General features: G+C 69.2%; 25 protein-coding genes, 4 tRNA genes and 1 pseudogene. 22 read left to right on the top strand and 8 right to left on the bottom strand.

Annotation, left to right across the window (positions count from 1 at the left end; all coding sequences use genetic code 11):
• Window positions 1–106 precede the first annotated feature (106 nt).
• The 5 genes from queA to secF all read left to right on the top strand — a co-directional run bounded on the left by queA (window position 107) and on the right by secF (window position 5,737).
• Complete coding sequence (gene queA, locus ACE3TE_RS12120; protein WP_374605309.1) at window positions 107–1,186, top strand: tRNA preQ1(34) S-adenosylmethionine ribosyltransferase-isomerase QueA; 1,080 nt, start codon at window positions 107–109, stop codon at window positions 1,184–1,186.
• Window positions 1,183–2,307, top strand: coding sequence for a tRNA guanosine(34) transglycosylase Tgt (tgt, locus tag ACE3TE_RS12115; protein ID WP_374605308.1), 1,125 nt, complete (start codon window positions 1,183–1,185; stop codon window positions 2,305–2,307). Before queA ends, tgt begins: the two co-directional genes overlap by 4 nt.
• Window positions 2,308–2,475: 168 nt before the next feature.
• A complete protein-coding gene (gene yajC / locus ACE3TE_RS12110) occupies window positions 2,476–2,814 on the top strand; it encodes a preprotein translocase subunit YajC (RefSeq protein WP_374605306.1) in 339 nt (112 codons plus the stop codon).
• A gap of 55 nt (window positions 2,815–2,869) precedes the next feature.
• On the top strand, window positions 2,870–4,747 hold the full coding sequence (secD, locus tag ACE3TE_RS12105) for a protein translocase subunit SecD (protein ID WP_374605304.1): 1,878 nt from the start codon (window positions 2,870–2,872) through the stop codon (window positions 4,745–4,747).
• A 57-nt stretch (window positions 4,748–4,804) separates the two neighbouring features.
• Entirely contained in the window at window positions 4,805–5,737 is a 933-nt protein-coding gene (gene secF / locus ACE3TE_RS12100) for a protein translocase subunit SecF (protein ID WP_374605315.1), read from the top strand.
• Between the two features lie 89 nt (window positions 5,738–5,826).
• On the opposite strand, the gene ACE3TE_RS12095 is transcribed toward secF, so the two are convergent.
• On the bottom strand, window positions 5,827–6,219 hold the full coding sequence (locus ACE3TE_RS12095; RefSeq protein WP_374605302.1) for a hypothetical protein: 393 nt from the start codon (window positions 6,217–6,219) through the stop codon (window positions 5,827–5,829).
• Window positions 6,220–6,322: 103 nt separating this feature from the next.
• Here ACE3TE_RS12095 and sufT point away from each other — a divergent pair, with 103 nt between their 5' ends.
• The 3 genes and pseudogenes from sufT (at window position 6,323) to ACE3TE_RS12080 (ending at window position 9,350) form a co-directional block, all read left to right on the top strand.
• Window positions 6,323–6,877: a putative Fe-S cluster assembly protein SufT gene (sufT, locus tag ACE3TE_RS12090; protein ID WP_374605300.1), complete on the top strand. Its 555-nt coding sequence runs from the start codon at window positions 6,323–6,325 to the stop codon at window positions 6,875–6,877.
• 328 nt (window positions 6,878–7,205) lie between these two features.
• A pseudogene (locus ACE3TE_RS12085) lies at window positions 7,206–8,981 on the top strand (S8 family peptidase); the annotation flags it as partial.
• Entirely contained in the window at window positions 8,961–9,350 is a 390-nt protein-coding gene (locus ACE3TE_RS12080) for a proprotein convertase P-domain-containing protein (RefSeq protein WP_374605313.1), read from the top strand. The pseudogene ACE3TE_RS12085 and the gene ACE3TE_RS12080, both read left to right, overlap by 21 nt.
• Window positions 9,351–9,920: 570 nt before the next feature.
• Here the strand turns inward: ACE3TE_RS12080 and ACE3TE_RS12075 are convergent.
• From ACE3TE_RS12075 to wrbA, 3 genes are read right to left on the bottom strand one after another with little or no spacing between them, the layout of a single operon-like run.
• Window positions 9,921–10,412, bottom strand: coding sequence for an asparaginase domain-containing protein (locus ACE3TE_RS12075; protein ID WP_374605299.1), 492 nt, complete (start codon window positions 10,410–10,412; stop codon window positions 9,921–9,923).
• 22 nt (window positions 10,413–10,434) lie between these two features.
• Complete coding sequence (locus tag ACE3TE_RS12070) at window positions 10,435–10,800, bottom strand: DUF2069 domain-containing protein (RefSeq protein WP_374605297.1); 366 nt, start codon at window positions 10,798–10,800, stop codon at window positions 10,435–10,437.
• Complete coding sequence (gene wrbA / locus ACE3TE_RS12065) at window positions 10,797–11,390, bottom strand: NAD(P)H:quinone oxidoreductase (RefSeq protein WP_374605295.1); 594 nt, start codon at window positions 11,388–11,390, stop codon at window positions 10,797–10,799. The genes ACE3TE_RS12070 and wrbA overlap by 4 nt, the downstream gene beginning before the upstream one ends.
• Before the next feature lie 75 nt (window positions 11,391–11,465).
• Between wrbA and ACE3TE_RS12060 the strand changes: the two genes are divergently transcribed.
• Window positions 11,466–12,740, top strand: coding sequence for a YihY family inner membrane protein (locus ACE3TE_RS12060; RefSeq protein ID WP_374605293.1), 1,275 nt, complete (start codon window positions 11,466–11,468; stop codon window positions 12,738–12,740).
• On the top strand, window positions 12,737–13,309 hold the full coding sequence (locus ACE3TE_RS12055; RefSeq protein ID WP_374605292.1) for a TlpA family protein disulfide reductase: 573 nt from the start codon (window positions 12,737–12,739) through the stop codon (window positions 13,307–13,309). Before ACE3TE_RS12060 ends, ACE3TE_RS12055 begins: the two co-directional genes overlap by 4 nt.
• On the opposite strand, the gene ppk2 is transcribed toward ACE3TE_RS12055, so the two are convergent.
• The 4 genes from ppk2 to hemA are packed head-to-tail and all read right to left on the bottom strand — an operon-like array spanning window position 13,306 to window position 16,931.
• Entirely contained in the window at window positions 13,306–14,082 is a 777-nt protein-coding gene (gene ppk2 / locus ACE3TE_RS12050) for a polyphosphate kinase 2 (RefSeq protein ID WP_374605311.1), read from the bottom strand. The genes ACE3TE_RS12055 and ppk2 overlap by 4 nt on opposite strands.
• Window positions 14,079–14,600, bottom strand: coding sequence for a molybdenum cofactor biosynthesis protein B (gene moaB, locus ACE3TE_RS12045; protein WP_374605290.1), 522 nt, complete (start codon window positions 14,598–14,600; stop codon window positions 14,079–14,081). Before moaB ends, ppk2 begins: the two co-directional genes overlap by 4 nt.
• Window positions 14,597–15,682, bottom strand: a complete 1,086-nt coding sequence (gene prfA, locus ACE3TE_RS12040; protein WP_374605288.1) for a peptide chain release factor 1 — start codon at window positions 15,680–15,682, stop codon at window positions 14,597–14,599. Before prfA ends, moaB begins: the two co-directional genes overlap by 4 nt.
• Window positions 15,660–16,931, bottom strand: coding sequence for a glutamyl-tRNA reductase (gene hemA / locus ACE3TE_RS12035; protein ID WP_374605287.1), 1,272 nt, complete (start codon window positions 16,929–16,931; stop codon window positions 15,660–15,662). The genes prfA and hemA overlap by 23 nt, the downstream gene beginning before the upstream one ends.
• 101 nt (window positions 16,932–17,032) lie before the next feature.
• Between hemA and ACE3TE_RS12030 the strand changes: the two genes are divergently transcribed.
• From ACE3TE_RS12030 to ACE3TE_RS11975, 12 genes are all read left to right on the top strand, one after another.
• The gene (locus ACE3TE_RS12030) at window positions 17,033–18,688 is read left to right on the top strand and encodes a tetratricopeptide repeat protein (protein ID WP_374605285.1); all 1,656 of its coding nucleotides are present in this window, start codon (window positions 17,033–17,035) and stop codon (window positions 18,686–18,688) included.
• Window positions 18,685–19,293, top strand: coding sequence for a lipoprotein insertase outer membrane protein LolB (gene lolB / locus ACE3TE_RS12025; RefSeq protein WP_374605283.1), 609 nt, complete (start codon window positions 18,685–18,687; stop codon window positions 19,291–19,293). Before ACE3TE_RS12030 ends, lolB begins: the two co-directional genes overlap by 4 nt.
• Entirely contained in the window at window positions 19,290–20,147 is an 858-nt protein-coding gene (ispE, locus tag ACE3TE_RS12020; protein WP_374605281.1) for a 4-(cytidine 5'-diphospho)-2-C-methyl-D-erythritol kinase, read from the top strand. The genes lolB and ispE overlap by 4 nt, the downstream gene beginning before the upstream one ends.
• Before the next feature lie 25 nt (window positions 20,148–20,172).
• Window positions 20,173–20,250 (top strand) — tRNA-Gln (locus tag ACE3TE_RS12015).
• Between the two features lie 47 nt (window positions 20,251–20,297).
• Window positions 20,298–21,254, top strand: a complete 957-nt coding sequence (locus tag ACE3TE_RS12010) for a ribose-phosphate diphosphokinase (protein WP_374605280.1) — start codon at window positions 20,298–20,300, stop codon at window positions 21,252–21,254.
• A 131-nt stretch (window positions 21,255–21,385) separates the two neighbouring features.
• The gene (locus ACE3TE_RS12005; RefSeq protein WP_374605278.1) at window positions 21,386–22,072 is read left to right on the top strand and encodes a 50S ribosomal protein L25/general stress protein Ctc; all 687 of its coding nucleotides are present in this window, start codon (window positions 21,386–21,388) and stop codon (window positions 22,070–22,072) included.
• 51 nt (window positions 22,073–22,123) lie between these two features.
• Window positions 22,124–22,705, top strand: a complete 582-nt coding sequence (gene pth / locus ACE3TE_RS12000) for an aminoacyl-tRNA hydrolase (protein ID WP_374605276.1) — start codon at window positions 22,124–22,126, stop codon at window positions 22,703–22,705.
• A 16-nt stretch (window positions 22,706–22,721) separates the two neighbouring features.
• Window positions 22,722–23,813 (top strand): redox-regulated ATPase YchF, encoded by a 1,092-nt coding sequence (gene ychF, locus ACE3TE_RS11995; RefSeq protein WP_374605274.1) that lies wholly within the window; start codon window positions 22,722–22,724, stop codon window positions 23,811–23,813.
• Between the two features lie 72 nt (window positions 23,814–23,885).
• A tRNA-Tyr gene (locus tag ACE3TE_RS11990) sits at window positions 23,886–23,971 on the top strand.
• Between the two features lie 32 nt (window positions 23,972–24,003).
• Window positions 24,004–24,077, top strand: a tRNA-Gly gene (locus ACE3TE_RS11985).
• A gap of 36 nt (window positions 24,078–24,113) precedes the next feature.
• Window positions 24,114–24,189, top strand: a tRNA-Thr gene (locus tag ACE3TE_RS11980).
• A gap of 33 nt (window positions 24,190–24,222) precedes the next feature.
• The coding region (locus ACE3TE_RS11975) for a GTP-binding protein (RefSeq protein ID WP_374605272.1) at window positions 24,223–24,901 on the top strand (679 nt) is incomplete at its 3' end.

Raw genomic sequence — 24,901 nt, 5'->3', positions numbered from 1 at the left:
CAAGGGCTGGTTGTAAGAACGGGGTCAGGTTCACTTCCGCCGCGCGAAAGTTAACCATACCCCGTTTCTTGGGGATAATGCCTGCCCGCCACGTGCCGACGCCCCCTTGAAGAAGTCCGATTTCCATTTCGACCTGCCGCCCGAGCTGATCGCGCAGGCGCCGCTCGCCGAACGTTCCGCCAGCCGCCTGCTGGTGGTGCCGCCGGGGCAGGGCGCCTACGAAGACCGCCAAGTGCGCGACCTGCCGGACTACCTGCAGCCGGGCGACCTGCTGGTGTTCAACGACACGCGGGTGATCCCGGCCCGCCTGTTCGGCACCAAGGAAAGCGGTGGCCGGGTGGAGATCCTGCTCGAGCGCCTGCTGGGCGGGCACGAGGTGCTGGCCCAGGTCGGCGCCAGCAAGTCGCCCAAGCCCGGCGGCCGCATCACGCTCGACGAAGGCACGGCGCTGGAGGTGCTCGGCCGCGAGGGCGAGTTCTACCGCCTGCGTTTCCTTACCGACGAGCCGCTGGAAAAACTGCTGCTGCGCGCCGGCCGCATGCCGCTGCCGCCCTACATCCAGCGCGAGGCCGGCCGCGAGGACCTCGATCGTTACCAGACCCTGTTCGCCCGCCACACCGGCGCGGTCGCCGCACCCACCGCCGGCCTGCACTTCGACCAGCCCTTGCTGGCGGCGCTGCAGGGCAAGGGCGTGCAGTTCGGCCACGTCACCCTGCACGTCGGCGCGGGCACCTTCCAGCCGATGCGCGTGGAGTCAATACGCGAGCACACGATGCACAGCGAATGGCTGAACGTCGGCGCCGAGCTGTGCCAGCAGGTGGCGCGCACGCGCGCAGCCGGCGGCCGGGTGGTGGCGGTGGGCACGACGGTGGTGCGCGCGCTGGAAACCGCCGCCCGTGACGGCGGCCTGAAACCGTATGCCGGCGACACCAACATCTTCATCTTCCCGGGCCACCGCATCACGACGGTGGACGCCCTGGTCACCAACTTCCACCTGCCGGAAAGCACGCTGATGATGCTGGTCTCCGCCTTCGCCGGGCGCGATCGCGTGCTGGCCGCCTACGCGCACGCGGTGCGCGAGCGCTACCGGTTCTTCAGCTACGGCGACGCCATGCTCCTGTTCCCCGACCAGACCCCTGTGGGAGGGACTTCAGTCCCGATGCGTGAAGCCGGGGACTCCGCATGAGCCGCCTTCGCTTCGAACACATCACCAACGACGGCCTTGCCCGCCGCGGCCGCCTGCACTTCCCGCGCGGCACCGTGGAAACGCCGGCCTTCATGCCGGTGGGCACCTACGGCACGGTGAAGGCGATGCTGCCCGAGTCCCTTCGCGAGATCGGCGCCGAGATCATCCTGGGCAATACCTTCCACCTGTGGCTGCGGCCGGGCATGGAGGTGATCGAGGCGCACGGCGGCCTGCACGGTTTCTGCAAGTGGAACGGGCCGATCCTGACCGACAGCGGCGGCTTCCAGGTGTGGTCGCTGGCCAAGCGCCGCAAGATCAGCGAGGAGGGCGTGGCCTTCGCCTCGCCGACCGACGGGGCGAGGGTGTTCCTGTCGCCCGAGGTCAGCATGCAGGTGCAGCGCGCGCTGGACTCGGACATCGTGATGATCTTCGACGAATGCACGCCGTACCCGGCCACCGAGCCGGTGGCGCGCACGTCGATGGAGCTGAGCCTGCGCTGGGCCGAGCGCAGCAAGCGCGCGCACGAAGGCAACGACGCGGCGCTGTTCGGCATCGTGCAGGGCGGGACCTGGCCGGAGCTGCGCACGCGTTCGGCGGCGGGACTGCTGGACATCGGCTTCGATGGTTATGCGGTTGGCGGGCTGGCGGTCGGCGAGCCTCCGGAGGAACGCGACGCGACGCTCGACGCGCTGTGCCCGCAGCTGCCGGCCGACAAGCCGCGTTACCTGATGGGGGTGGGCAAGCCGGAGGACATCGTGGAGGCAGTGGCGCGTGGCATCGACATGTTCGACTGCGTGATGCCGACCCGCAATGCGCGCAACGGCCACTATTTCGTACGCGGCGGGCAGGTGCGGATCCGCAACGCGCAGTACGAGAAGGACCTGCGCCCGATCGAGGAGGGCTGCACCTGCTACACTTGCCGCAGCGGCTATTCGCGCGCCTACCTGCGCCACCTGGAGCGCTGCAACGAGATCCTGGCCTCGATGCTGGCGACGATCCACAACCTGCACCACTACCAGCAGCTGATGCGCGACATCCGCGCCGCCATCGAAGCCGGCCGCTTCCAGGACTTCCGCGCCGCCTTCCACGCCGCACGCGCCGCTTCGCCCGCCCCCCCGTAGGAGCGCCTTCGGGCGCGAATCTCTCGCCCTTGTGGGAGGGACTTCAGTCCCGAAGCTTTGGCCTTTGGCCAAGGCCTGAGGGCTTCGGGACTGAAGTCCCTCCCACAAGGGCCAGGGCGCCCTGTGGCATACTTGCCCGCTGGTCTTTTCCCTCGGATACGCAAGTCCATGAACCTGCTCGATTTCCTGGTTTCCCCCGCGGCCGCCCAGGCCGGCGGTGCGCCCCAAGGCAACCCCCTGATGAGCCTGCTGCCGCTCGTCATCCTGTTCGTCGTGTTCTGGTTCCTGCTGCTGCGTCCGCAGATGAAGAAGGCCAAGGAACACCGCGAACTGATCGCCAAGCTGCAGAAGGGCGACGAAGTCCTCACCAGCGGCGGCCTGGCCGGCCGCATCGAAGACCTCGGCGAATCCTTCGTCACCGTCGAGGTGGCCGACCGGGTCAGCATCAAGGTCCAGCGTGGCGCCATCACCGCCGTCCTGCCCAAGGGCACGTTGAAGTCGGCCTGATCCGTCCCCATCCGATCCATCCACGGCCCTGACGGGCCGCCTACGGTTGTCGCCCATGCTTCAGTACGCCACCTGGAAGTACGTCCTCGCCGCGATCCTGATCGCGCTTTCGGTTTTTTACTCCCTGCCCAACCTGTATCCCCAGGACACGGCGGTGCAGGTCGCGGCCAACCGCGGCGGCGCCATCGACGACGCCCTGATGATCCGCGTGCGGGCGGCGCTGGAGCAGCAGGGCATCGACGCCAAGGCGGTCGCCATCGAGGGCGACAGCCTGGTGGTGCGGACCAACGGCACCGACGACCAGACCCGCGCCGCCGACTCGCTGCGCGAAACCCTGGGTTCGCAGTACACCGTCGCCCTGAACCTGGCCTCGACGGTGCCGGATTGGCTGGGGGCCTTCGGCGCCCGGTCCATGTCCATGGGCCTGGACCTGCAGGGTGGCGTGCACTTCCTGCTTGAAGTCGACCAGCAGGCCGCCATCGAGAAGCGCAGCAACGGCTTTGCCGACGAGATCTCCGGCGTGCTGCGCGAGGGCAAGTTCGCCTACACCAGCGTCTCGCGCACCAACGACGGCATCCAGGTGCTGCTCAAGGACCCGGCCGACGTGCCGGCGGTGTTCTCGGCGATCCAGCGCGAGGCGCCGGAACTGCAGGTGGAAGTGGACAACGGCGAGCCGGGCCGCCTGCTGGCGCGCCTGACGCCGACCCTGGTGCAGACGATCATGGACGGCGCGATCGAACAGAACCGCACCACGCTCGAAAACCGCATCAACAGCCTGGGCGTCGGCGAGCAGGTCATCCAGCGCCAGGGCGAGAGCCGCATCGTCGTGCAGTTGCCCGGCGTGCAGGACACCGCCGAGGCCCGCAAGCTGATCGGCGCGACCGCCACGCTCGAATACCGCCACGTCATCGACTACGGCACCAAGGCCCAGCAGGCTGCCGCCACCGGCGTCGTGCCGCCGAACGCGCGCCTGTACATGAGCCGCGAAGTCGACGCCGCCGGCAACCGCCGTCCGATCCTGCTTTCGCGCCGGGTCATCGTTTCCGGCGACCAGCTGGTCAACGCCACCTCCAACCCGGACCCGCAGGGCGGCGGCCCGGCCGTGCAGATCGAGCTCAACAGCTCGGGCGGCAACCGCATGCTGGCCCACACCCGCGAGAACGTCGGCCAGCTGATGGCGGCCGTCTACATCGAGACCATCCCCGACGTGCGCATGGTCGACGGCAAGGAAGTGATCACCACCCGCGTCAGCGAAGAGGTGATCAACGCCGCGACCCTGCAGGGCGTGTTCGGCAAGAACTTCCAGACCACCGGCCTGGACAGCCAGCAGGAAGCCACCGACCTGGCCCGCCTGCTGCGCGCCGGCTCGCTGGCGGCGCCGATGGTGATCATCGAGGAGCGCATCATCGGCCCGAGCCTCGGCGCCGCGAACGTCGAGGCCGGCCTGAACGCCGTGTTCTGGTCGTTCATGCTGGTGCTGGTGTTCTTCCTGGTCTATTACAAGATGTTCGGCATCGTCACCAACGTGGCGCTGCTGCTGAACCTGCTGATGGTGGTGGCCCTGATGTCGGTCATCGGCGCCACGCTGACGCTGCCCGGCCTGGCCGGCATCGCGCTGACGGTCGGCATGTCCGTCGACGCGAACGTGCTGATCAACGAACGAATCCGCGAGGAGTTGCGCAACGGCAACACGCCGCTGGCATCGATCGCGAACGGGTACGACAAGGCTTCCGGCACCATCACCGACGCCAACACCACCGCGCTGCTGGCCGGCGTGGCGATGGCGGTGTTCGGTTCCGGCCCGATCCGCGGCTTCGGCATCACCCTGATCCTCGGCATCATCACTTCGATGTATACGGCGGTCTCGGTGTCGCGTGGCATCGCCACCCTGATCTACGGCAAGCGCAAGAAGCTCGCCAAGGTCTCGATCTAAACAAATTTCAGGAGAGACGGCGTGGAACTCTTCCCGTCCGACAGCAAGATCAATTTCATGGCGGCGCGGCACGTCACCCTCGGCGTGTTCATCGCGCTGATGGCGGTGGCGGTGTTCGCCCTGGCCACGAAGGGCTTCAACTACGGCCTGGACTTCACCGGCGGCACGGTGGTGGAGATCGAGTTCGAGAAGGCGGCCGACGTCGAAGGCATCCGCGGACGTCTGGAAGCCTCCGGCTTCGACAATCCGATCGTGCAGACCTTCGGCTCGGGCAACGACATCGTGATCCGCCTGCAGCCGCCCGAGGTGGCCGAAGGCACCGGTCCGGTGGAATCGGCGCCCACCCAGCAGGCGGGCGCGGAGATCCTCGCCGCCGCCCAGACCGCGGACAACCCGGGCAAGGTGGTGCGCAGTGACTTCGTGGGCCCGCAGATCGGCAACGAACTGGCGCTCAACGGCGTGTACGCGGCGATCTTCGTGGCCCTGGGCTTCCTGGCCTACATCGCGATCCGCTTCGAGTTCAAGTTCGCGATTGCCTCGGTGGTGGCCACGCTCGGCGACATCCTGCTGGTCTGCGGCTGGTTCGCGCTGAACCAGCACGAGTTCGACCTGACCGTGCTGGCCGGCATCCTGTCGGTGATGGGTTTCTCGATCAACGACAAGATCGTCGTGTTCGACCGCGTGCGCGAGAACTTCCGCATGCTCAGCAAGCTCGAGCCCAAGGAAGTGCTGAACCGCTCGATCAACCAGACGCTCTCGCGCACGATCATCACCTCGTTCGTGGCCTTCCTGACGATCCTGGCGCTGTACCTGTACGGCGGCAATTCGCTCAAGGGCATGGCGGAATCGCAGATGATCGGCATCGTGATCGGCACCCTGAGCTCGATCCTGGTGGCCTGCCCGATCCTGCTGCTGCTGGGCGTGACCAAGCAGGACCTGATGCCCAAGGCCAAGGCCGACGTCGAAGCGGAACTGGCCCGCCGTCCCTGATCCCATTGAACGGGATGTAGGAGCGCCTTCAGGCGCGAATCTTCTGGCTTTGCCTTCGGCAAAGAAGGGATTCGCGCCTGAAGGCGCTCCTACCGGGCAAGCTTCCAGGCCAGGGGCAGCGCCAGCAGCGCCCAGGCGATGTCCCAGGCGCTGGTGGCGTGGCGCAGCAGCTCGCCGGCCAGCACCGGTCCAAGGCGCAGGGCCGAGTCGACCGGCTGCAGGCCCAGCATCAGGCCCATGCTGATCGCCGCGTGGAACCAGTAGCCCAGCGCGATCGCCAGCGCCGTCCCGGCAACGGCCGCCCAGGCCCGCGCGCGACCCGGCGGCATCGCCGACAGCCTCAGCAGCAGGGCCAGGTCCAGCGCCGCCACCAGGGCCAGCCAGCCGCTGGGGCTGCGCAGCCAGAGCGACACCACGCTCCAGAGCGCGACCATGCCGAGCACCCCGGCGACCCAGGCCAGGGCGGGCAGCAGCCAGTCCACGGCGGTCGCGAGGGCGGGGCGGGGATGCTGCGTTTGGTTCAATGCGGTTTACCGGGGTCGTGGCGGGCTAAAATAGCCGCGTTTCCCGCCAGGCGATACCCGAGTGAGCTACTCCCGAACCAGCGAACCGGTCAGGTTCGAACGCGACTGCCCTGCCGTCATGGTGCCCCAGGGTGAGGAAGTCACCCTGCCGGCCGGTACCGCCGGCTACATCACCCAGGCCCTGGGCGGTTCGTTCACCGTCTTCGTCGACGGCAACCTGTTCCGCATCGCCGGGCCCGATGCCGACGCGATCGGCAAGGAGCAGCCGGCGCCGCTCGAGCTGCCCGAGGGCGCGGGCGACGCCGAGGTCGAAAAGATGGTCTGGGACCAGCTGCGCACCTGCTTCGACCCGGAGATCCCGGTCAACATCGTCGAGCTCGGCCTGGTCTATGACTGCGACCTGGCCCGCAATGAAAGCGGCGATCGCATCGTCAACATCCGCATGACGCTTACCGCGCCCGGCTGCGGCATGGGCGACATCCTCGTGCAGGACGTGCGCGACAAGGTCGAGCAGGTGCCCACGATCGTCGAGGCCGATGTCGAACTGGTTTTCGACCCACCCTGGAACCAGACCATGATGTCCGACGCCGCGCGCCTGGAAACCGGCATCTTCTGAAGCGGCGCGCACTTGCGCGTCGGGACAGCGATTTTGTCCCTTCCGGCAGCGCTGTAGCCTTCCCCTGACACCTCCCGAATCTGACCGACGAACGGTCGGATTATTGCTGCGTGGCCGCTTGACCCGTGACTGTCGTCACGCTAGGTTCGATCGGGTGTCACGAAGCTGAGACGTTCGTCACACATCCGGGTGGTATGCCGCCCCCCCCCTGTTCACATTCGAGGCCAGGTATGGCCCGTCAGGGGAAGGCACTCCCAGGGGACCCGGGGCAAGGATGCACACACGGCCGCCCGGCGGCCTTCGTTGCCATCACCTTTTCGGGGATCCAATCATCGTGAGCAAACTCTCTCGCAAGCTCCGCCTGCGCGGAATCGTCGCGGCCACCTCGCTGGCCCTCGCCGGCTCCTCCTTCGCCGCCCAGGTCCAGACCACCGGCCTCGAGCCGGGCAAGCAGTTCGACCGCTTCATCGTCAAGTACAAGGAAAGTGCGCCTGAAGCCCAGAACCCCGCCGCCCTGCGTCGTTCGCTGGAGGCCGCGTCGGTAGGCGCCAACCAGTTCATCCAGGCCAGCCGCGAAAAGCGCGGCGATGCCCGTGCATCCAAGCCGCTGGTCGCGCGCCACGTGCGCCGCATGTCGCTGGGCGCCGACGTCATCTCGACCACCCAGAAGCTGGGCGCGGCCGAAGCCGAGGCGCTGATGCGCCAGATCGCCGCGAATCCGAACGTCGAGTTCGTCCAGGTCGACCGCCTGCTGCAGCACACCCTGACGCCGAACGACAGCAGCTACAGCCAGCAGTGGGGCTACTTCGACGCCGATGCCGGCATCCGCGCCAACCAGGCCTGGGACGTTGCCAACGGCAGCGGCATCATCGTCGCCGTGCTCGACACCGGCCACGTCAGCCACTCCGACCTCAATGCCAACATCGTCGGCGGCTACGACTTCATCAACGACGCCACCGTCGCCGGCGACGGCAACGGCCGCGACTCCGATCCGAGCGATCCGGGCGACTACTACGGCGGCAACGGTTCCAGCTGGCACGGCACCCACGTCGCCGGCACCGTCGCCGCGGTCACCAACAACGCCAAGGGCGTCGCCGGTACCGCGTGGGGCGCCAAGGTGATGCCGGTGCGCGTGCTGGGCCGCGGCGGTGGTTACACCTCGGACATCGCCGACGCTATCACCTGGGCCTCCGGCGGCACCGTTTCCGGCGTGCCGACGCTCAGCGCGGCCAACGTCGCCGACGTCATCAACATGTCCCTGGGAGGCAGCGGCAGCTGCGACACGCTGACCCAGAACGCGATCAACGGCGCGGTCAGCCGTGGCACCACCGTGGTGGTGGCCGCCGGCAACAGCAACGCCAACGTCGCCAACTTCTCGCCGGCCAGCTGCAACAACGTGGTCGCGGTCGCCTCGGTCACCAGCTCCAGCGCGCGTTCGAGCTTCTCGAACTACGGCACGCTGATCGACGTCTCGGCCCCGGGCTCGAACATCCTGTCCACGCTCAACAGCGGTTCGCAGGGTCCGGGCGCCGAAAGCTACGCGTCGTACAACGGCACCTCGATGGCCTCGCCGCACGTGGCCGGCGCCGTCGCGCTGGCGCAGAGCCGTCGCCTGGCCCTGGGCCTGTCGCTGTGGACCCCGTCGCAGGTCGAAGCCAACCTGAAGTCGACCGCCTATGCGCTGTCGGGTTCGTGCTCGGGCGGCTGCGGCGCCGGCATCGTCGACGCCAATGCGCTCGTGGCCCTGGCCGGTGGTGGCAGCAACCCGCCGCCGCCGCCCCCGCCGCCGCCGCCGACCGGTGGATCGCTGACCAAGGGCGTGGCCGTGACCAACCTCTCGGCCAGCACGGGCAACTCGCTGTACTACACCCTGTCGGTGCCCGCGGGCGCCAGCAACCTGGTCTTCAACATGTCCGGCGGCACCGGCGACGCGGACCTGTACGTGCAGTTCGGCAACCAGCCGACCGACAGCTCTTACATCTGCCGTCCGTACCTGAGCGGCAACACCGAGACCTGCACCATCGCGGCCCCGTCGGCCGGCACCTACCACGTGCGCGTGAAGGCCTACTCGAGCTTCTCGGGCGTGAGCCTGGTCGGTAACTACACCGAGGGTGGTGGTGGTGGTGGCCAGCCGCAGACCTACAGCAACACCGCCGACTACCAGATCCGCGACAACTCGACCGTCGAGAGCCCGATCCCGGTGTCCGGCCGCAGCGGCAATGCCCCGAGCAACGCCTCGGTGGCGATCGACGTCCGCCACAGCTGGAAGGGTGACCTGCGCATCGACCTGGTCGCGCCGGACGGTTCGCTGTACAACCTGCACAACCGCAGCGGCGGCAGCGCCAACAACGTGATCGGCACCTACACGGTGAACCTGTCCTCCGAGGCGCTGAACGGCACCTGGAAGCTCCGGGTGAACGACAACGCCCGCGGCGACACCGGCTACATCAACAGCTGGTCGGTCACCTTCTGATCCAGCGCTCCACGCAACACCCCCTGGACCCCGGCCTTGCGCCGGGGTCTTTTTTTGCTGGGCCCTTCGGCCGGGTGCCATTGCCGGGGACGGCGCCGCGACACGAGGGGTCTTGTCCGCCCGGCGTCTTGCTAACGCCGTCCCTGGCAGCAAACGCCGGGCCACTCCGGGCGTCCTGCCCTGCGTTTCTGCCAAGACCCCTCGTATCACGTCACCGCACCGATTTTCCGGGCGGCCTGCGGGCACGCAATTTGGCGCGAGCTCGCTGTCGTGTTTCGTGAATCAGCAAGGCCTCAGACGCGGCGCCCGACCGCCGGCCATTTCACGTCCCTGAAGGCCGCTGACTGAAGTCGGGGCGTCGTCGTTTTGCGAGGTGGGGTCCGAAGCGTAGGGCAGGAGGCCCGGAGCGGCCGGCTTTTGCTGCCAGGGATGGCGCCAGCAAGAAGCCGGGCGGCGCCCCACCTCGCAAAGCGGCGGCGCCACCCGGCCAATTCAGCCGGCCGGAGGGGGAGGCGACCAGGTTTGCGGTCTCTGCTCTACGTGCAAGGCCGCAACGCGGCCGCGGGGGTTTCAACCACCGATGGCTTCGAAGCGGTTGGCGGCGACGTTCTTGCGGACCTGGGCGGGGTCCCAGATGCGGCCGTTCATGGCGATGTAGACGCCCGGCGGCAGGGACTGCACGGCGCCGACGGCGGTGCCGACGTTGAACTCGGCGTCGGAGCCGCGGAAGCGGGCCGGATTCAGGGCGCCGGTGAGCACGATCGTCTTGCCCGGAATCGCGGCCAGCACCTTCGCCGTGTCCACCATCGTGTCCGTGCCGTGGGTCACCAGCACGTGCGCCGCCGGCTGGGCGGCGATCGTCGCGCGCAGCAGCTCGCGGTCTTCGGCGGTGATGTGCAGGCTGTCCTTGCGGATGATCGGAATCACCGAAAACCGGAAAGCCACGCCCAGCTCCTGCAGGATCCTGCCGATCTGCGGCTCGCCGATCTGGAAATCGGACTTGTCGTCGAAATACACCTTGTCGATGGTGCCGCCGGTGGTGACGACCAGAAGTTCTTGCATGGGGTTCTCCTTCGCGGCGCGATTATACGGCCGGCTTGCCGGCGCGGCGGGCTGCGAAACGGGCGCGCATGCCGTCCCAGCTGGCCGAAAGCACCAGCACCGCCGACAGCAGCGTTTCGGCCAGGGCCAACGCGCGCACTTCCGGCGCCGACCAGGCCAGCATCACGCCGTGGCAGAAATAGAGCAGGGCGGCCAGCGCGCCCCAGAAACCCGCGCGTCGGTGCCGCAGCAGCACCAGCACCACCGCCGGCAGGATCGGCAGGCTGAAATACAGCGCCATCATCCACGGCGCCGCCTGGACCGGTGGCGCCAGCCACAGGCGCCAGGCCAGCTGCAGCGCGAACAGCGCCAGGATCGACACGGCCGCCAGCCTGCCCGAACGGCTCATGCCTGCAGCTTCCGGGCAGTTTCGGCCAGGCGCCGGCCCAGGGCCCGCGCCAGCTGCTTTTCCTCGTCCGACAGCGCCGGGTCGTCTTCGGCGCCGGCGACGTGGCTGGCGCCGTAGGGCGTGCCGCCGCTGCGGGTCGTGTTGAGGGCGGCTTCGGTGAAGGGGATGCCCAGCACCAGCATGCCGTGGTGCAGCAGGGGCAGCATCATGCTCAGCAGGGTCGACTCCTGGCCGCCGTGCTGGGTCGCGGTGGAGGTGAACACCGCGGCCGGCTTGCCGGCCAGCGTGCCCGAGGCCCACTCGGCGCCCAGCGAATCGATGAAGTGCTTCATCGGTGCGGCCATGTTGCCGAAACGAGTCGGGCTGCCCAGGGCCAGGCCCACGCACTCGTCCAGGTCGGCCCGGCTGGCGTACGGCGCGCCCTCGTCGGGAACCGGCGGGGCGGCGGCTTCGGTGACCGGGGCGACCGGCGGCACCGTGCGCAGCCGGGCCTGCATGCCAGGCACTTCGCCGATGCCCCGGGCGACCTGGCGCGCGAGCGCGGCGACCGAGCCGCCGCGGCTGTAGTACAGGACCAGGACTTCGGACATGGGCTTACCGTGAGGGTCGGGGGCAGCCATTATCGCGGATATTCCCGGCACCGACCGGTTTGTTAGGCTTGGCCGATGCAGATGACCCGGACGCTCCGGCAATGGTGGCACCGCCTGGACCGCGAACGCATCCAGTCCTTCTTCCGTTTCCTCTGGAACCGGTTCCTGGACGACCGCTGCTTCGAAACTGCCGGCGCGCTGTCCTACACCACCCTGTTCGCGCTGGTACCGCTGTCGATGGTGGTCTTCGGCATCCTGTCGGCCTTCCCGGTCTTCGACGCGTGGAGCGGCAAGCTCACCAACTTCGTGTTCTCCAACTTCGTGCCGAGCTCGGCGCGGGTCGTCGAAAGCCACCTGCGTGACTTCGCGCTCAGCGCCCGCCAGCTCACCGTCACCGGCGTGGCGGCCCTGCTGGTGTCGCTGCTGCTGACGATGTGGAACATCGAATCCACCTTCAACCGCGTCTGGCGCGTGCCGACGCCGCGTTCGGGCCTGCTGCGCTTCCTGATCTACTGGACCCTGCTGACCCTGGGCACGCTGGGCGCGGTCGCCAGCCTCGCGGTCACGTCCTACCTGTTTTCGCTGCCGGTCTGGTCCGGCGAGGCCACCAGCTGGGGCACGCGCCTGCTGGGTTACCTGCCCAACGTGGTCGAGCTGCTGGTGTTCACGCTGGCCTACTGGCTGATCCCGCACCGCAGCGTGCCGCTGCGCTTCGCGCTGGCCGGCGGCCTGTTCGCCAGCATCCTGTTCGAACTGGCCAAACGCGGCTTCGCCGCCTACCTGCTGGGCGTGCCGACCTACGAGCAGCTTTATGGCGCCCTCGCGGTCGTGCCGATCTTCATGCTGTGGCTGTACCTGAGCTGGGTGGTGGTGCTGCTGGGCGCGAGTTTCGCAGCCTCGCTGTCGTCCTTCCGCTACCAGCCCAAGGCGCTGCAGCTGCCCGACGGCATGGAGATGTACGCCTACCTGCGCCTGCTCGGCCGGCTCAACCAGGCGCGGCGCGCGGGCCGGGGACTGCATATCGCCGAACTGCAGGACATCGAGCCGATGTTCACGGACGATCTGCTCCAGCGCATGCTCGGCGGCCTGTGCCGGCTCAACATCCTGCGCCGGGCCGAAGACGGCGCATGGCTGCTCAGCCGCGACCTGGACGCGGTCAGCCTGGGCGAGCTGCACGAAGGGCTGGCGCTGCGCGTGCCCGGGCCGATCCACGGCCTGCCGGGCTTCGACGACCGCATCGGCCGCGATGCCGCACGCGCGCTGGCCAACCTGCAGGAACCTCTCGCCGAGCCGCTTTCGCGCAGCGTCGGCAGTTTCTTCACTCCCGACCCGGACAATGCCCGCCCATGAAGACCACTTTCCCTGCCGTCCTGCTTCTGGGCCTGCTCGCCGGCTGCCAGCCCGCCGCGGAGCCAGCGGCCGAAACCGTCGCCGCGCCGGCCGTCGCCGATCCCGCGCCGGCGCCCGCCGACAGCCTGGCCGCGCCGCCGGAAGGCAGCGCTATGCCCAGCCATCCGCGCCTGATCGTGGACACGCTCGACCACGGTCCCTTCGACCTGGCGCAGCAGCGCGGGCAGTGGGTGGTGGTGAACTTCTGGGCGACCTGGTGCAAGCCCTGCCTGAAGGAAATCCCCGACCTCACCGCCTTCGACGCCGCACGCGAGGACGTCCTGGTGATTGGCCTGGCCTACGAAGAAATCGAAGCCGCCGACATGCGCGCCTTCCTGGAAAAACACCCGGCGGGTTACCCGATCGCGCTGCTCGACGTGTACGACCCGCCGGCCGATTTTGATACGCCGCGCGGCCTGCCGATGACCTACCTGGTCGATCCGCAGGGCAAGGTGGCGAAAAAATACCTGGGCCCGATCACGTCGCAGGAACTGGCGGCCGACATCGCCGCCATCGACGGCGAGGCCTAGTAGGCCATCGGGATCGGTTTGACCGGGCCGGTGTAGCGCTCCTTGCCCGGCGGCGCCTTCAGCGCCGGAAGCGAGACGCGCGAACGCGGCACGTCGTGGTCGGGCAGCTGGTCGAGCAGGTGCCGGATCAGCGTCAGGCGCCCGCGCTTCTGGTCGTTGAAATCCACCGCCGTCCACGGCGCTTCCGGTCGGTGCGTGGCCTCGAACATGGCGTCGCGGGCCTTGCCGTACTCGGCATATTTCTCGCGGGCCTTGATGTCGATCGGCGAGAGCTTCCAGCGCTTGAGCGGGTCCTTCGCGCGTTCGGCGAAACGCTCTTCCTGCTGCGCCTGGTCGACCGCCAGCCAGTACTTGAGCAGCATGATGCCGTCGTCCACCAGCATCTTCTCGAACACCGGCACCTGGCGCAGGAAAGCCTTCACCTGTTCCGGCGTGGCGTAGCCCATCACCTTCTCGACGCCGGCGCGGTTGTACCAGCTGCGGTCGAACAGCGTGATCTCGCCCGCCGCCGGCAGGTAGGGCACGTAGCGCTGGAAGTACCACTGGCCCTGTTCGCGCTCGCTGGGCTTGGCCAGGGCGGCGATACGGGTCTGGCGCGGATTGAGTGTTTCCGCGATCGCGTTGATGGTGCCGCCCTTGCCGGCGGTATCGCGGCCTTCGAACAGCACCACCAGGCGCTTGCCCGTGTGTTCGAGCCAGCGCGCCACCTGGTTGAGTTCCACCTGCAGCGGCTCGAGTTCCTTTTCGTATTCCTTGCGCTTCATGGACGTCAGGACTCCCGGAGGCGTGGACGCAGGTTGGCGAGGTTGCAGGGGCGGGTGCGCGCATCGAGCTGGGCGCGGATCAGTTTTTCCCAGCCGGTGCGGCAGGCCGAGGTGGAGCCGGGCAGGGCGAACACGAAGGTGGCGTTCGCCAGGCCGGCGAAGGCGCGCGACTGCAGGGTGCTGGTGCCGATCTCCTCGAAGCTCAGTACGCGGAACATCTCGCCGAAGCCCGGCATCTGCTTGTCCAGCAGCGGCGCCAGCGCCTCGGGCGTCGAGTCGCGGCCGGTGAAGCCGGTGCCGCCGGTGACCAGGATGCCGTGCACGGCCTCGTCGGCGATCCAGCGCGAGACCAGCGCGCGCATCGCGTACTTGTCGTCGCGCACGATGGCGCGTTCGTGCAGGCGGTGGCCGGCCTCGGCGAGCGCATCGCACAGGTAGTCGCCGGAGCTGTCCTGGTCCGCCCCGCGGGTGTCGGAGACGGTCAGCACGCACAGCGACAGCGGGATGAAGGCGTCGCCGGCGCTCATGCGGCCTCCGTCAGCAGCTTGAGTTCGTCGGCCTGGTGTTCGCGGGTGAGGCGGTCGACCAGCTCGTCCAGGTCGCCGGCCATCACCTGCGGCAGCGCGTATAGCGTGAGCCCTTCGACGCGGTGGTCGGTAATGCGGCCCTGCGGGAAGTTGTAGGTGCGGATGCGCTGGCTGCGGTCGCCGCTGCCCACCTGCAGCCGGCGCGACTGCGCCTGCACCGCGGCCTGCTTCGAACGTTCCTCGTCCAGCAGCCGCGCCTTGAGCAGCGACATCGCCCGCGCGCGGTTCTTGTGCTGGCTGCGTTCGTCCTGGCACTCGACCACGATGCCCGAGGGCAGGTGGGTGATGCGGATGGCCGAGTCGGTCTTGTTCACGTGCTGGCCGCCGGCGCCGGAGGCGCGGAAGGTGTCGACGCGGATGTCGCCGTCGCGCAGTTCGATCTCGTCCACTTCGTCCAGCTCGGGCAGGATCGCCACCGTTGCCGCCGACGTGTGGATGCGGCCCTGCGATTCGGTGGCCGGCACGCGCTGCACGCGGTGGGTGCCCGACTCGAACTTCAGTCGCGAATAGGCGCCGCGGCCTTCGACGCGGGCGATGATCTCCTTGTAGCCGCCGTGTTCGCCTTCGCTGGCCGACACCACTTCGACGTTCCAGCGTTTGCGTTCCGCGTAGTGCGCGTACATGCGGAACAGGTCGCCGGCGAAGATCGCCGCCTCGTCGCCGCCGGTGCCGGCGCGGATCTCGAGGAACAGGTTGGCTTCGTCGCGCGGGTCGCGCGGCACCAGCAGCAGCGCCAGCGACTGATCGAGTTCGGCCAGGCGCTGGCGGGCGGTCGGGATTTCCTCCTCGGCCAGCTCGCGCAGCTCGGGGTCCTCGCGCATGCCTTCGGCGGCCTGCAGGTCGCGCTGGGCCTGCGACCAGGCGGCCAGGCCGGCGGCGACCGGCTCGAGCTGCGCGTATTCCTTGGAAAGCGTGCGGAAGCGGCTGTTGTCGGCCAGCACGCCGGGGTCGGCGAGCAGGCGGCCGACTTCCTCGTGGCGTTCGGCCAGGGCTTCGAGCTTACGGCGCAGGCCGGGTGTCATCGTCGTCCTTGTACAGGCGCTCGGCGGCGCGCAGCAGGTCCAGGTCGCCGTCCAGCGCGGCCTGGCGCAGGGCGCTCGAGGGGCCGTGCAGCAGCTTGTTGGTCAGCTGGTGGGCGAGGCGGTCGAGCACTTCCTCGGGCGACCGGCCGGCGGCCAGCTGTTCGCGGGCGCGGGCCAGGGCTTCGGCGCGCGCCGATTCGCCGCGGCTGCGCAGCGCCTTGAGCGCGTCCTGCCGGCCCTGCGCGCGCCACCAGGCCATGTAGTGCTCGACCTGCAGGTCGATGATGGCCTGGGCCTGTTCGGCGGCTTCGCGGCGCGAGGCGCGGTTTTCCTCGATCACCTGTTCCAGGTCGTCGACGGTGTACAGGTAGACGTCGGGCAGCGTGGCGACGCTGGCCTCGATGTCGCGCGGCACGGCTAGGTCGAGCATGAACACCGGCCGGTGGCGGCGCGCCTTGAGCGCGGCCTGGACGACGTCGTGGCGCAGCACTGGTTCGCGCGAGGCGGTGGCGGTGATGACGATGTCGGCCTCGGGCAGGTGGCGCGGCAGCTCCGAGAGCGGCAGCGCATAACCGCCGTGGCGACTGGCCAGGGTCTGGGCGTGTTCTAGCGTGCGGTTGGCGACCAGCAGGCGTTTCGCCCTGGCGTCCACCAGGTGGCGCGCGGCCAGCTCGATGGTGTCGCCGGCGCCGATCAGCAGCACGGTGGCACGATCGAGCTCACTGAAGACCTGGCGCGCCAGGCGCACCGCGGCGTAGGCCACGGACACCGGGTGCGCGCCGATGCGGGTGTCGGTGCGCACGCGCTTGGCGACCTGGAAACTTTGCTGGAACAGTCGGTCCAGCGGCGTGCGCAGGCGGTGCTGGCCACGCGCGGCCTGCCAGGCATCCTTCACCTGGCCCAGGATCTGCGGTTCACCCAGGACCAGCGAGTCCAGACCCGTCGCCACCCGGAACAGGTGGCGCACGGCGTCGTCGTCGCGGTGCAGGTAGAGGTAATCCGACAGCGTGGCCGGGGCCAGGCCGTGGTACATCGCCAGCCAGTCGGACACGGCCGACTCGGCGCCGTCCTCGACCTGGGCGTAGATTTCGGTGCGATTGCAGGTTGAAAGCAGGGCGGCTTCGGCCACGCCGGCGACCGCGCCCAGGCCATCGAGCGCCGCCGGCAGCTGGCCCGCGTCCAGCGCCACCCGTTCACGCAGCGTGAGCGGCGCGGTCTGGTGGTTGAGGCCGAGGGCGAGCAGGGGCATGGCTGGCTTGGGTCGTTGGCGGCCCGGCGTGCGCTAAGCTTCGACGGGCTGGGCTCTCGTGGGTTCCGGCGCATAGTCTAGCCGGTGCCCGCCAAATCCCCATGACCTGGAGCAAATCCCGACCGATCGCCCTGCTGGTCCTGGCCCTGGCCGGGGCCACGACCGCGGCCGCGCAGCCGGCCGACGTGCTGGAGCCGGTGATGGCCGGCGAATTCGCCCTGCAGGCCGGGGACTTCGGGCAGGCGGCCGGGCACTACCTGCGGGCGGCGCAGGCTTCCCGCGATCCGGGCCTGGTCGAACGCGCGGCGCGTGTCGCGCTTCTGGCCGGACAGTCGGAGTCGGCAGCGGCGGCGATCGCCCGCTGGCGTGAACTGGTTCCCGGCTCGCTTCCGGCCGCGGCCGCGGCCATCCAGCTGGCGCTGGACCAGGGCGATGCGGAAGCCGCCGGCATCGAGGCGGCGCGGCTGATGGACCCGGACAACCCGGCCGGTTTCCCGGTGCTGCTTTCGGCCTTGGGCGACGCCCGCGAAGGCCGGGCCGCAGTGGCGCGAAAGGTCCTGCGCGGGCTGTATGAAACCAACCGCATGCCGTCCAGCCTGGGCGGCTGGCTGGCGGTGGCCGGCCTGGCCCGGCGCCTGGAGGACCGGCCGCTGGCCGAGCGCCTGGTGGTGGAGGGCGTGGAGCGTTTCCCCGAAGACCCGCGGGCGCTGCTGCTCGAATCGGCGCGCCTGCGCGAACAAGGCCGCGATGAAGCCGCCCGCGAGCAGCTGGCCGGGCTGGGCGACCCGGCCGCGCTGGCACCCGAGCTCCGCCGCGCTGCCGCCCGCCAGTACGCGCTGCTGGGCGACCGGATCGCGGCTGCGGCGACGCTGGGCCATGGCCCCCAGGACGAGGAAACCCTTCGCCAGCGCGCCCGCTGGCTGATCGCCGACAGTGACCGCAAGGCCATCGGAGGCCTGTACGCGGAGATCGCCGACATGGACGCGGCGCCCGGCCCCGAGCGCCGCCTGCTGTTGGGCCTGCTGGCCGAGAGCCTGCGGCGCTGGACCGAGGCCGAGGCCTGGTACCGGTCCGTGCCGCGAGGGCCGGGCCACGACCAGGCCATGCTGCGCCTTGCCGGCGCCGAAGGGCGCCTCGGCCGCTACGACGAGGCCCTGGCCACCCTGCACGAGCTGCAGGTGGACCAGGCCGCCGACGGCGAATACATCCGCGACGCCTACCTGCTGGAAGCCGAGCTGCTGGAGCGCCGCGACCGCGGCGACGAAGCCCTGGCCAGCCTGGGAAGGGCGCTGGAAGTCTTCGAATCCGACCCGGCGCTGCTGTACGCGCGCGCCATGCTGCACGAGCGGGCAGGGCGCATCGATGCGTCGCTGGCCGACCTGCAGCTGATCCTCGACGACCACCCCGACAGCCACCAGGCGCTCAATGCCTACGGCTATGCCCTGGCCGTGCACCGGGAAGCCTGGTCGGAGGCCTTGCCCTACCTCGAGCGCGCGCTGGAGCTCTCGCCCGGTTCGGGCGCGATCCTCGACAGCGTCGGCTGGGTGCATTTCAAGCTCGGCCGCCACGACAGCGCCCTGAAGCTGCTGCGCCAGGCCTGGGCGGCCCGCCGCGATCCCGAGATCGCCGCCCATCTGGGCGAGGTGCTCTGGCAGCTCGGACAGCGCGGCGAGGCGCGCGACATCTGGAATGCCGGCCTGCGCCTCGATCCCGACCATTCCTTGCTGAAACAAACGCTGGAGTCCCACGCCGAATGAATTCCGTATTTATTTGCCGTCGCCTTGCCCTGGCCGGCCTGCTGCTCGCTCTCGCGGCCTGTGCGCCGGCGCCGGTACGCAACAGCGCCGACGCCGCCCTGCTGGCCGCGCAGGCGGCGCACGAGGCCTCGCTGGCGGCGCAGCCCGACTGGCGCCTGCAGGGCCGGCTCGCCGTCAGTGCCGGCGGCGAGGGCGGCAGCGGCCGCATCGACTGGGCGCAGCAGGGGGATGCCTTCGACATCCGGCTGTCGGCGCCGGTGACCCGGGCCAGCTGGCGCCTGCAGGGCGGCGACGGCGAGGCGCGGCTGGAGGGGCTGGAAGGCGGACCGCTGGCCGGCCCCGACGCCCGCCGCCTGCTGGCCGACGCCACCGGCTGGGACATCCCGGTTCAGGCGCTGAGCCACTGGGTGCGCGGGGGCCGCGCGCCGGGTCCGGCGCATATCGAATTCGGGCCCGGGGGCCTGCCTGCGCTGATCGTCCAGCAGGGCTGGTCGGTCGAATACCGGGGCTGGACGGCCGGCCCGGCGCCCCGTCCGGCGCGGGTCTTTGCCAGCCGCGACGGGGCCTCGGTGCGCCTGGCCGTGGACGCCTGGGAGGCGCCGTGAGCGAGGGGGGCTGGAGCGCCTGGCCGGCACCGGCCAAGCTCAACCTGTTCCTGCGCATCACCGGCCGCCGCCCCGACGGCTACCACCGCCTGCAGACGGTCTTCCAGCTGCTGGACTGGGGCGACACCGTGAAGCTGCGCCTGCGCGACGACGGCCGGGTGCGGCGTGAGTCGGGCCAGGGCTACGCCGTTCCGGAAGCCGAAGACCTGGTGGTGCGTGCGGCTAAACTCCTTAAATCGGAGTCGAAAACGCCCCTCGGCGTAGACATCGTCGTCGAAAAGCGCATTCCGCTGGGCGGCGGGTTCGGCGGCGGGTCTTCGGATGCGGCCACCGTGCTGGTGGCGCTGGACCATCTGTGGGGCACCGGCCTGGGCGAAGCCCGGCTGGCCGTGCTGGGCCTGGCCCTGGGCGCCGACGTGCCGGTGTTCGTGCGCGGGCGCAGCGCCTGGGCCGAAGGGGTGGGGGAGCTGCTGACGCCCCTGGACCTGCCGCCGGCCAGCTACCTGCTGGTCGACTCCGGCGTGTCGGTGCCCACCGCGGAGCTCTTCCAAGCGCCTGATTTGACCCGGGATGCGCCGCCGGCGACAATATCGGACTTCGTTTCAGGCCCTTCGCTCGGCAATGCCTTCGAGCCGGTGCTGCGTCGTCGTTCGGAAGCCGTGGCCACGGCCCTGGACACCCTGGCGCAGTTCGGTCCGGCGGCCCTTACCGGGACCGGCGGCGGCTGTTTCGCGCGTTTCGACGCGCGCGCCGACGCCGAGGCCGCGCTGGCGCGCCTTCCCGCGGGAATGCGTGCCTGGGTGGCCGATGGCGTGGACCTGTCGCCCCTGCACCGGGCGCTGTCCGCGGCCTAGGGCCCGGGGCAAAACAATCCAGCGGTGGGGCGTCGCCAAGTGGCCTAAGGCACCGGGTTTTGATCCCGGCATTTCGTAGGTTCGAATCCTACCGCCCCAGCCATCCGACGTTTCGCTCGTCGTCCACCTCCAACGCGGAAGCCAGCCCCCATGAGCAAGCAGAACCTGCTCGTCTTCACCGGCAACGCCAACCGGCCGCTCGCGCTGGCGGTTTGCCGACAGCTCGGCATTCCGCTCGGCAAGGCCCAGGTGGGGCAGTTCTCCGACGGCGAGGTGCAGGTCGAGATCGAGGAGAACGTGCGCCGGCAGGAGGTGTTCGTCATCCAGTCCACCAGCGCGCCGACCGCCGAGAACTTCATGGAGCTGCTGGTGCTGATCGACGCGCTCAAGCGCGCCTCGGTCGCCAGCGTCACCGCGGTGGTGCCGTATTTCGGCTATGCCCGCCAGGACCGGCGCATGCGCTCGGCGCGCGTGCCGATCACCGCCAAGGTGGCCGCGAAGATGTTCAGCGCCGTCGGCACCGACCGCGTGCTCACGGTCGACCTGCACGCCGACCAGATCCAGGGTTTCTTCGACATCCCGATGGACAACGTCTATGCCTCGCCGCTGCTGCTGGCGGACATCTGGCGCAGCCAGGGCACCGACAACCTGATCGTGGTCTCGCCCGACGTCGGCGGCGTGGTGCGCGCCCGGGCCATCGCCAAGCGGCTCGACGACGCCGACCTGGCGATCATCGACAAGCGCCGTCCGAAGGCCAACGTCGCCACCGTCATGAACATCATCGGCGACGTCGAGGGCAAGACCTGCGTGCTGGTCGACGACATCGTCGACACCGCCGGCACCCTGTGCGCCGCCGCCGGCGCGCTCAAGGCCAACGGCGCGAAGAAGGTCGTGGCCTACTGCACCCACCCGGTGCTGTCGGGCGCGGCCATCGCCAACGTCACCAACTCGCAGCTCGACGAACTGGTGGTCACCGACACCATCCCGCTGTCGGAAGCCGCGCGGGCCTGTCCGCGCATCCGCCAGCTCAGCGTCGCCGAGCTGCTGGCTGAAACCATCCGCCGCATCGCCTTCGGCGAGTCGGTGAGTTCGCTGTACGTGGATTGACCCCGGCGGGGCATCGGGCATCGGCGTGTCGCGCCGATGCCCGATTCCCGGACCGGGAACGACGCGGGGCCTGGTCGCGGGCAACGCGGAACGCGCCGAAGGGCGCATCACTTGAAGAAGGCAACATCAACATGGCTACCAATCACAATCTCACGGCCACCGGCCGCAAGGACGAGGGCAAGGGTGCGAGCCGCCGCCTCCGTCGCAGCGGTCACGTGCCGGCCATCGTTTATGGCGGTCACAAGGACCCCATGAGCATCCAGATCGAGCACAACCACCTGTGGATCGCCAGCCAGAACGAATGGTTCTACTCGGCCATCGTCGACCTGGACGTCGACGGCAAGGTCGAGAAGGTGCTGCTGCGTGACATGCAGCGCCACCCGTTCAAGCAGCAGATCCTGCACCTGGACTTCCTGCGCGTCTCCGAGAACGAAGCCCTGCGCGCCAAGGTGCCGCTGCACTTCGTGAACCAGGAAACCTCCCCGGCCGGCAAGTCGGCGGGCGTCGTGGTCACCCACGAGCTCAACGAAGTCGAAGTCAGCTGCCTGCCGAAGGACCTCCCGGAGTTCCTGGAAATCGATCTGTCCGGGCTGGTCGTCGGCGACATCGTGCACCTCTCGCAGATCAAGCTGCCCAAGGGCGTCACCATCCCGGCCCTGGCCCACGGCAAGGAACATGACCTGGCGATCGTCATCGCCCGCCATGCCCGCGTCGAGGTCGAGGAAGACGAGGCTGCCGCCGAGTCGGCCGAGGTGCCGGCCGCCAAGGTCGCCAAGGTCGCCAAGCCGGAAGCCGGCGACGACGCGAAGAAGAAGTAATCCCGCGCGCCGCCCCGGCCCAGGCCGGGGCGGCGAACGAGGACCGCCTCCGTGTCATCGCTACGACTCATCGTCGGCCTGGGCAATCCCGGCGCCGAATACGCCCGGACCCGGCACAACGCCGGGTTCTGGTTTCTGGACGCCCTGGCCGCGCAGGCCGGGGGGCGTTTCGGCCTGGAATCCAAGCTCCACGGCGAAACCGCCAAGGTCGAGATCGCCGGCCGCAGCCTCTGGCTGCTGCGCCCGGCCACTTTCATGAATGCGTCCGGCCGCTCGGTCGCCGCGGCGCTGCGTTACTGGAAGATCGAACCCGAACAGGCCCTGCTGGCCCACGACGACCTGGACCTGGCCCCCGGCCTGGCCCGGCTCAAGTTCGACGGCGGCCACGGGGGCCAGAACGGCATCCGTGACACCATGCAGCACCTGGGCCACGGCAAGTTCCATCGCCTGCGCATCGGCATCGGGCACCCCGGGCACAAGGACAGGGTCACCCCCTGGGTGCTCGGCAGGCCCGGCAAGGACGACGAGGCGGGCATCCTGCGCGCCATCGACGAGGCCCTGGCGGTGCTGCCGCTGGCCGTGGACGGCCGGTTCCCCGAGGCGATGAAACGCCTGCACACTCCCAAATCCTGAGGAAGACACCCCCATCATGGGCATCAAATGCGGCATCGTCGGCCTGCCCAACGTCGGCAAGTCCACCCTGTTCAACGCGCTCACCAAGGCGGGCATCGCCGCGGCGAACTTCCCGTTCTGCACCATCGAACCCAATACGGGCGTGGTGCCGGTGCCCGACCCGCGCCTGAACCAGCTGGCGGAGATCGTCAAGCCGCAGAAGGTCATCCCGACCTCGTTCGAGTTCGTGGACATCGCCGGCCTGGTCGCCGGCGCCAGCAAGGGCGAGGGCCTGGGCAACAAGTTCCTGGCCCACATCCGCGAGGTGGACGCCATCGCCCACGTCGTGCGCTGCTTCGACCACCCGGACATCGTGCACGTCGCCGGCAAGGTTGATCCGATCTCGGACATCGAAACCATCGACACCGAACTGGCCCTGGCCGACCTGGATTCGGTGGAAAAGGCCCTCAACCGCGCCGAGCGCGAGGCCAAGACCGGCAACAAGGACGCGATCGCCCGCAAGGAGGTCCTGGCGCGCCTGCGCGCCGGCCTCGACGAGGGCACGCCGGCCCGCGCCCTGGCGCTTTCGGACGAGGACAGGGCGGTCGTGCGCGACCTGTTCCTGTTGACGCTCAAGCCGGTGATGTACGTGGCCAACGTGCTCGAGGACGGCTTCGAGAACAACCCGATGCTTGACCTGGTCCGGGCCCGGGCCGAGCGCGAGGGCGCCCAGGTGGTGCCGGTCAGCGCGGCCATCGAGGAGGAAATGTCCCAGCTCGAGGACGCCGACCGCGCCGAGTTCCTGGCCGAGATGGGCCTGGACGAGCCGGGCCTGAACCGCGTCATCCGGGCCGGCTACGCCCTGCTGGGCATGCAGACCTACTTCACCGCCGGCGTGAAGGAGGTCCGGGCGTGGCAGGTGCGCAAGGGCGCCACCGCCCCGCAGGCGGCCGCGGTGATCCACACCGACTTCGAAAAGGGCTTCATCCGGGCCGAAACCATCGCTTTCGAGGACTTCATCAAGTACCGGGGCGAGTCCGGGGCCCGCGACGCCGGGCGCCTGCGCCTGGAGGGCAAGGAGTACCTGGTGCAGGAGGGCGACGTCCTGCATTTCCGCTTCAACGTGTGAGTCCGGTGAAATTGATGTGCGAAGGGCGTTGACATTTGCGCCCGTCGCCCTGAAAATTACGGGCTCCCTGACGGAGGGATACCCAAGCGGCCAACGGGGGCAGACTGTAAATCTGCTGGCTTACGCCTTCGGTGGTTCGAATCCACCTCCCTCCACCAGCTCGGCAAGGCCAGTGAATCGGTCCGGCAGGGCGGGAGTAGTTCAATGGTAGAACCTCAGCCTTCCAAGCTGATCATGCGGGTTCGATTCCCGTCTCCCGCTCCATTGGATTGAAAGCTTCACCGTTCGACCCAAAATTCCGCTCATGTAGCTCAGTCGGTAGAGCACTTCCTTGGTAAGGAAGAGGTCGCTGGTTCGATTCCAGTCATGAGCACCAAAACCCCTCCTTGAATCCACCGGGTACACGCTAATGTCCAAGGGTAAGTTTGAGCGCACCAAGCCCCACGTGAACGTGGGCACCATCGGTCACGTTGACCACGGCAAGACGACGCTGACGGCGGCGCTGACGAAGGTGGGCGCCGAGCGCTTCGGCGGCGAGTTCAAGGCCTACGACGCGATCGACGCGGCGCCGGAAGAGAAGGCGCGCGGCATCACGATCTCGACCGCGCACGTGGAATACGAGTCCCCGACCCGTCACTACGCGCACGTTGACTGCCCGGGCCACGCCGACTACGTGAAGAACATGATCACGGGTGCCGCTCAGATGGACGGCGCGATCCTGGTGTGCTCGGCCGCTGACGGCCCGATGCCGCAGACCCGCGAGCACATCCTGCTGGCCCGCCAGGTGGGCGTGCCGTACATCGTGGTCTACCTGAACAAGGCTGACCTGGTGGACGACGCCGAGCTGCTGGAGCTGGTGGAGATGGAAGTCCGCGAGCTGCTGAGCAAGTACGATTTCCCGGGCGACGACACCCCGATCATCACCGGTTCGGCGCGTTCGGCGCTGGAAGGCGACCAGACGGACATCGGCGTGCCGTCGATCCTGAAGCTGGTCGATGCGCTGGACACCTGGATCCCGGAGCCGCAGCGCGACGTGGACAAGCCGTTCCTGATGCCGGTCGAGGACGTGTTCTCGATCTCGGGTCGCG

Source organism: Arenimonas sp. (assembly GCF_041919775.1).
GTDB lineage: Bacteria > Pseudomonadota > Gammaproteobacteria > Xanthomonadales > Xanthomonadaceae > Arenimonas.
Note: the sequence above shows the minus strand (reverse complement) of the source record. Positions and strands in the feature narration are given on the sequence as shown.

Coding starts and splice junctions, on each gene's coding strand:
- secD (WP_374605304.1), top strand. CDS start 2,870: ATGCTTCAGTACGCCACCTGGAAGTACGTCCTCGCCGCGATCCTGATC.
- moaB (WP_374605290.1), bottom strand. CDS start 14,600: ATGAGCGCCGGCGACGCCTTCATCCCGCTGTCGCTGTGCGTGCTGACC.
- ACE3TE_RS12060 (WP_374605293.1), top strand. CDS start 11,466: ATGCAGATGACCCGGACGCTCCGGCAATGGTGGCACCGCCTGGACCGC.
- prfA (WP_374605288.1), bottom strand. CDS start 15,682: ATGACACCCGGCCTGCGCCGTAAGCTCGAAGCCCTGGCCGAACGCCAC.
- lolB (WP_374605283.1), top strand. CDS start 18,685: ATGAATTCCGTATTTATTTGCCGTCGCCTTGCCCTGGCCGGCCTGCTG.
- ACE3TE_RS12075 (WP_374605299.1), bottom strand. CDS start 10,412: ATGCAAGAACTTCTGGTCGTCACCACCGGCGGCACCATCGACAAGGTG.
- ACE3TE_RS12070 (WP_374605297.1), bottom strand. CDS start 10,800: ATGAGCCGTTCGGGCAGGCTGGCGGCCGTGTCGATCCTGGCGCTGTTC.
- tgt (WP_374605308.1), top strand. CDS start 1,183: ATGAGCCGCCTTCGCTTCGAACACATCACCAACGACGGCCTTGCCCGC.
- wrbA (WP_374605295.1), bottom strand. CDS start 11,390: ATGTCCGAAGTCCTGGTCCTGTACTACAGCCGCGGCGGCTCGGTCGCC.
- secF (WP_374605315.1), top strand. CDS start 4,805: ATGGCGGCGCGGCACGTCACCCTCGGCGTGTTCATCGCGCTGATGGCG.
- yajC (WP_374605306.1), top strand. CDS start 2,476: ATGAACCTGCTCGATTTCCTGGTTTCCCCCGCGGCCGCCCAGGCCGGC.
- ACE3TE_RS12030 (WP_374605285.1), top strand. CDS start 17,033: ATGACCTGGAGCAAATCCCGACCGATCGCCCTGCTGGTCCTGGCCCTG.
- ACE3TE_RS12055 (WP_374605292.1), top strand. CDS start 12,737: ATGAAGACCACTTTCCCTGCCGTCCTGCTTCTGGGCCTGCTCGCCGGC.
- hemA (WP_374605287.1), bottom strand. CDS start 16,931: ATGCCCCTGCTCGCCCTCGGCCTCAACCACCAGACCGCGCCGCTCACG.
- ACE3TE_RS12005 (WP_374605278.1), top strand. CDS start 21,386: ATGGCTACCAATCACAATCTCACGGCCACCGGCCGCAAGGACGAGGGC.
- ychF (WP_374605274.1), top strand. CDS start 22,722: ATGGGCATCAAATGCGGCATCGTCGGCCTGCCCAACGTCGGCAAGTCC.
- ACE3TE_RS12010 (WP_374605280.1), top strand. CDS start 20,298: ATGAGCAAGCAGAACCTGCTCGTCTTCACCGGCAACGCCAACCGGCCG.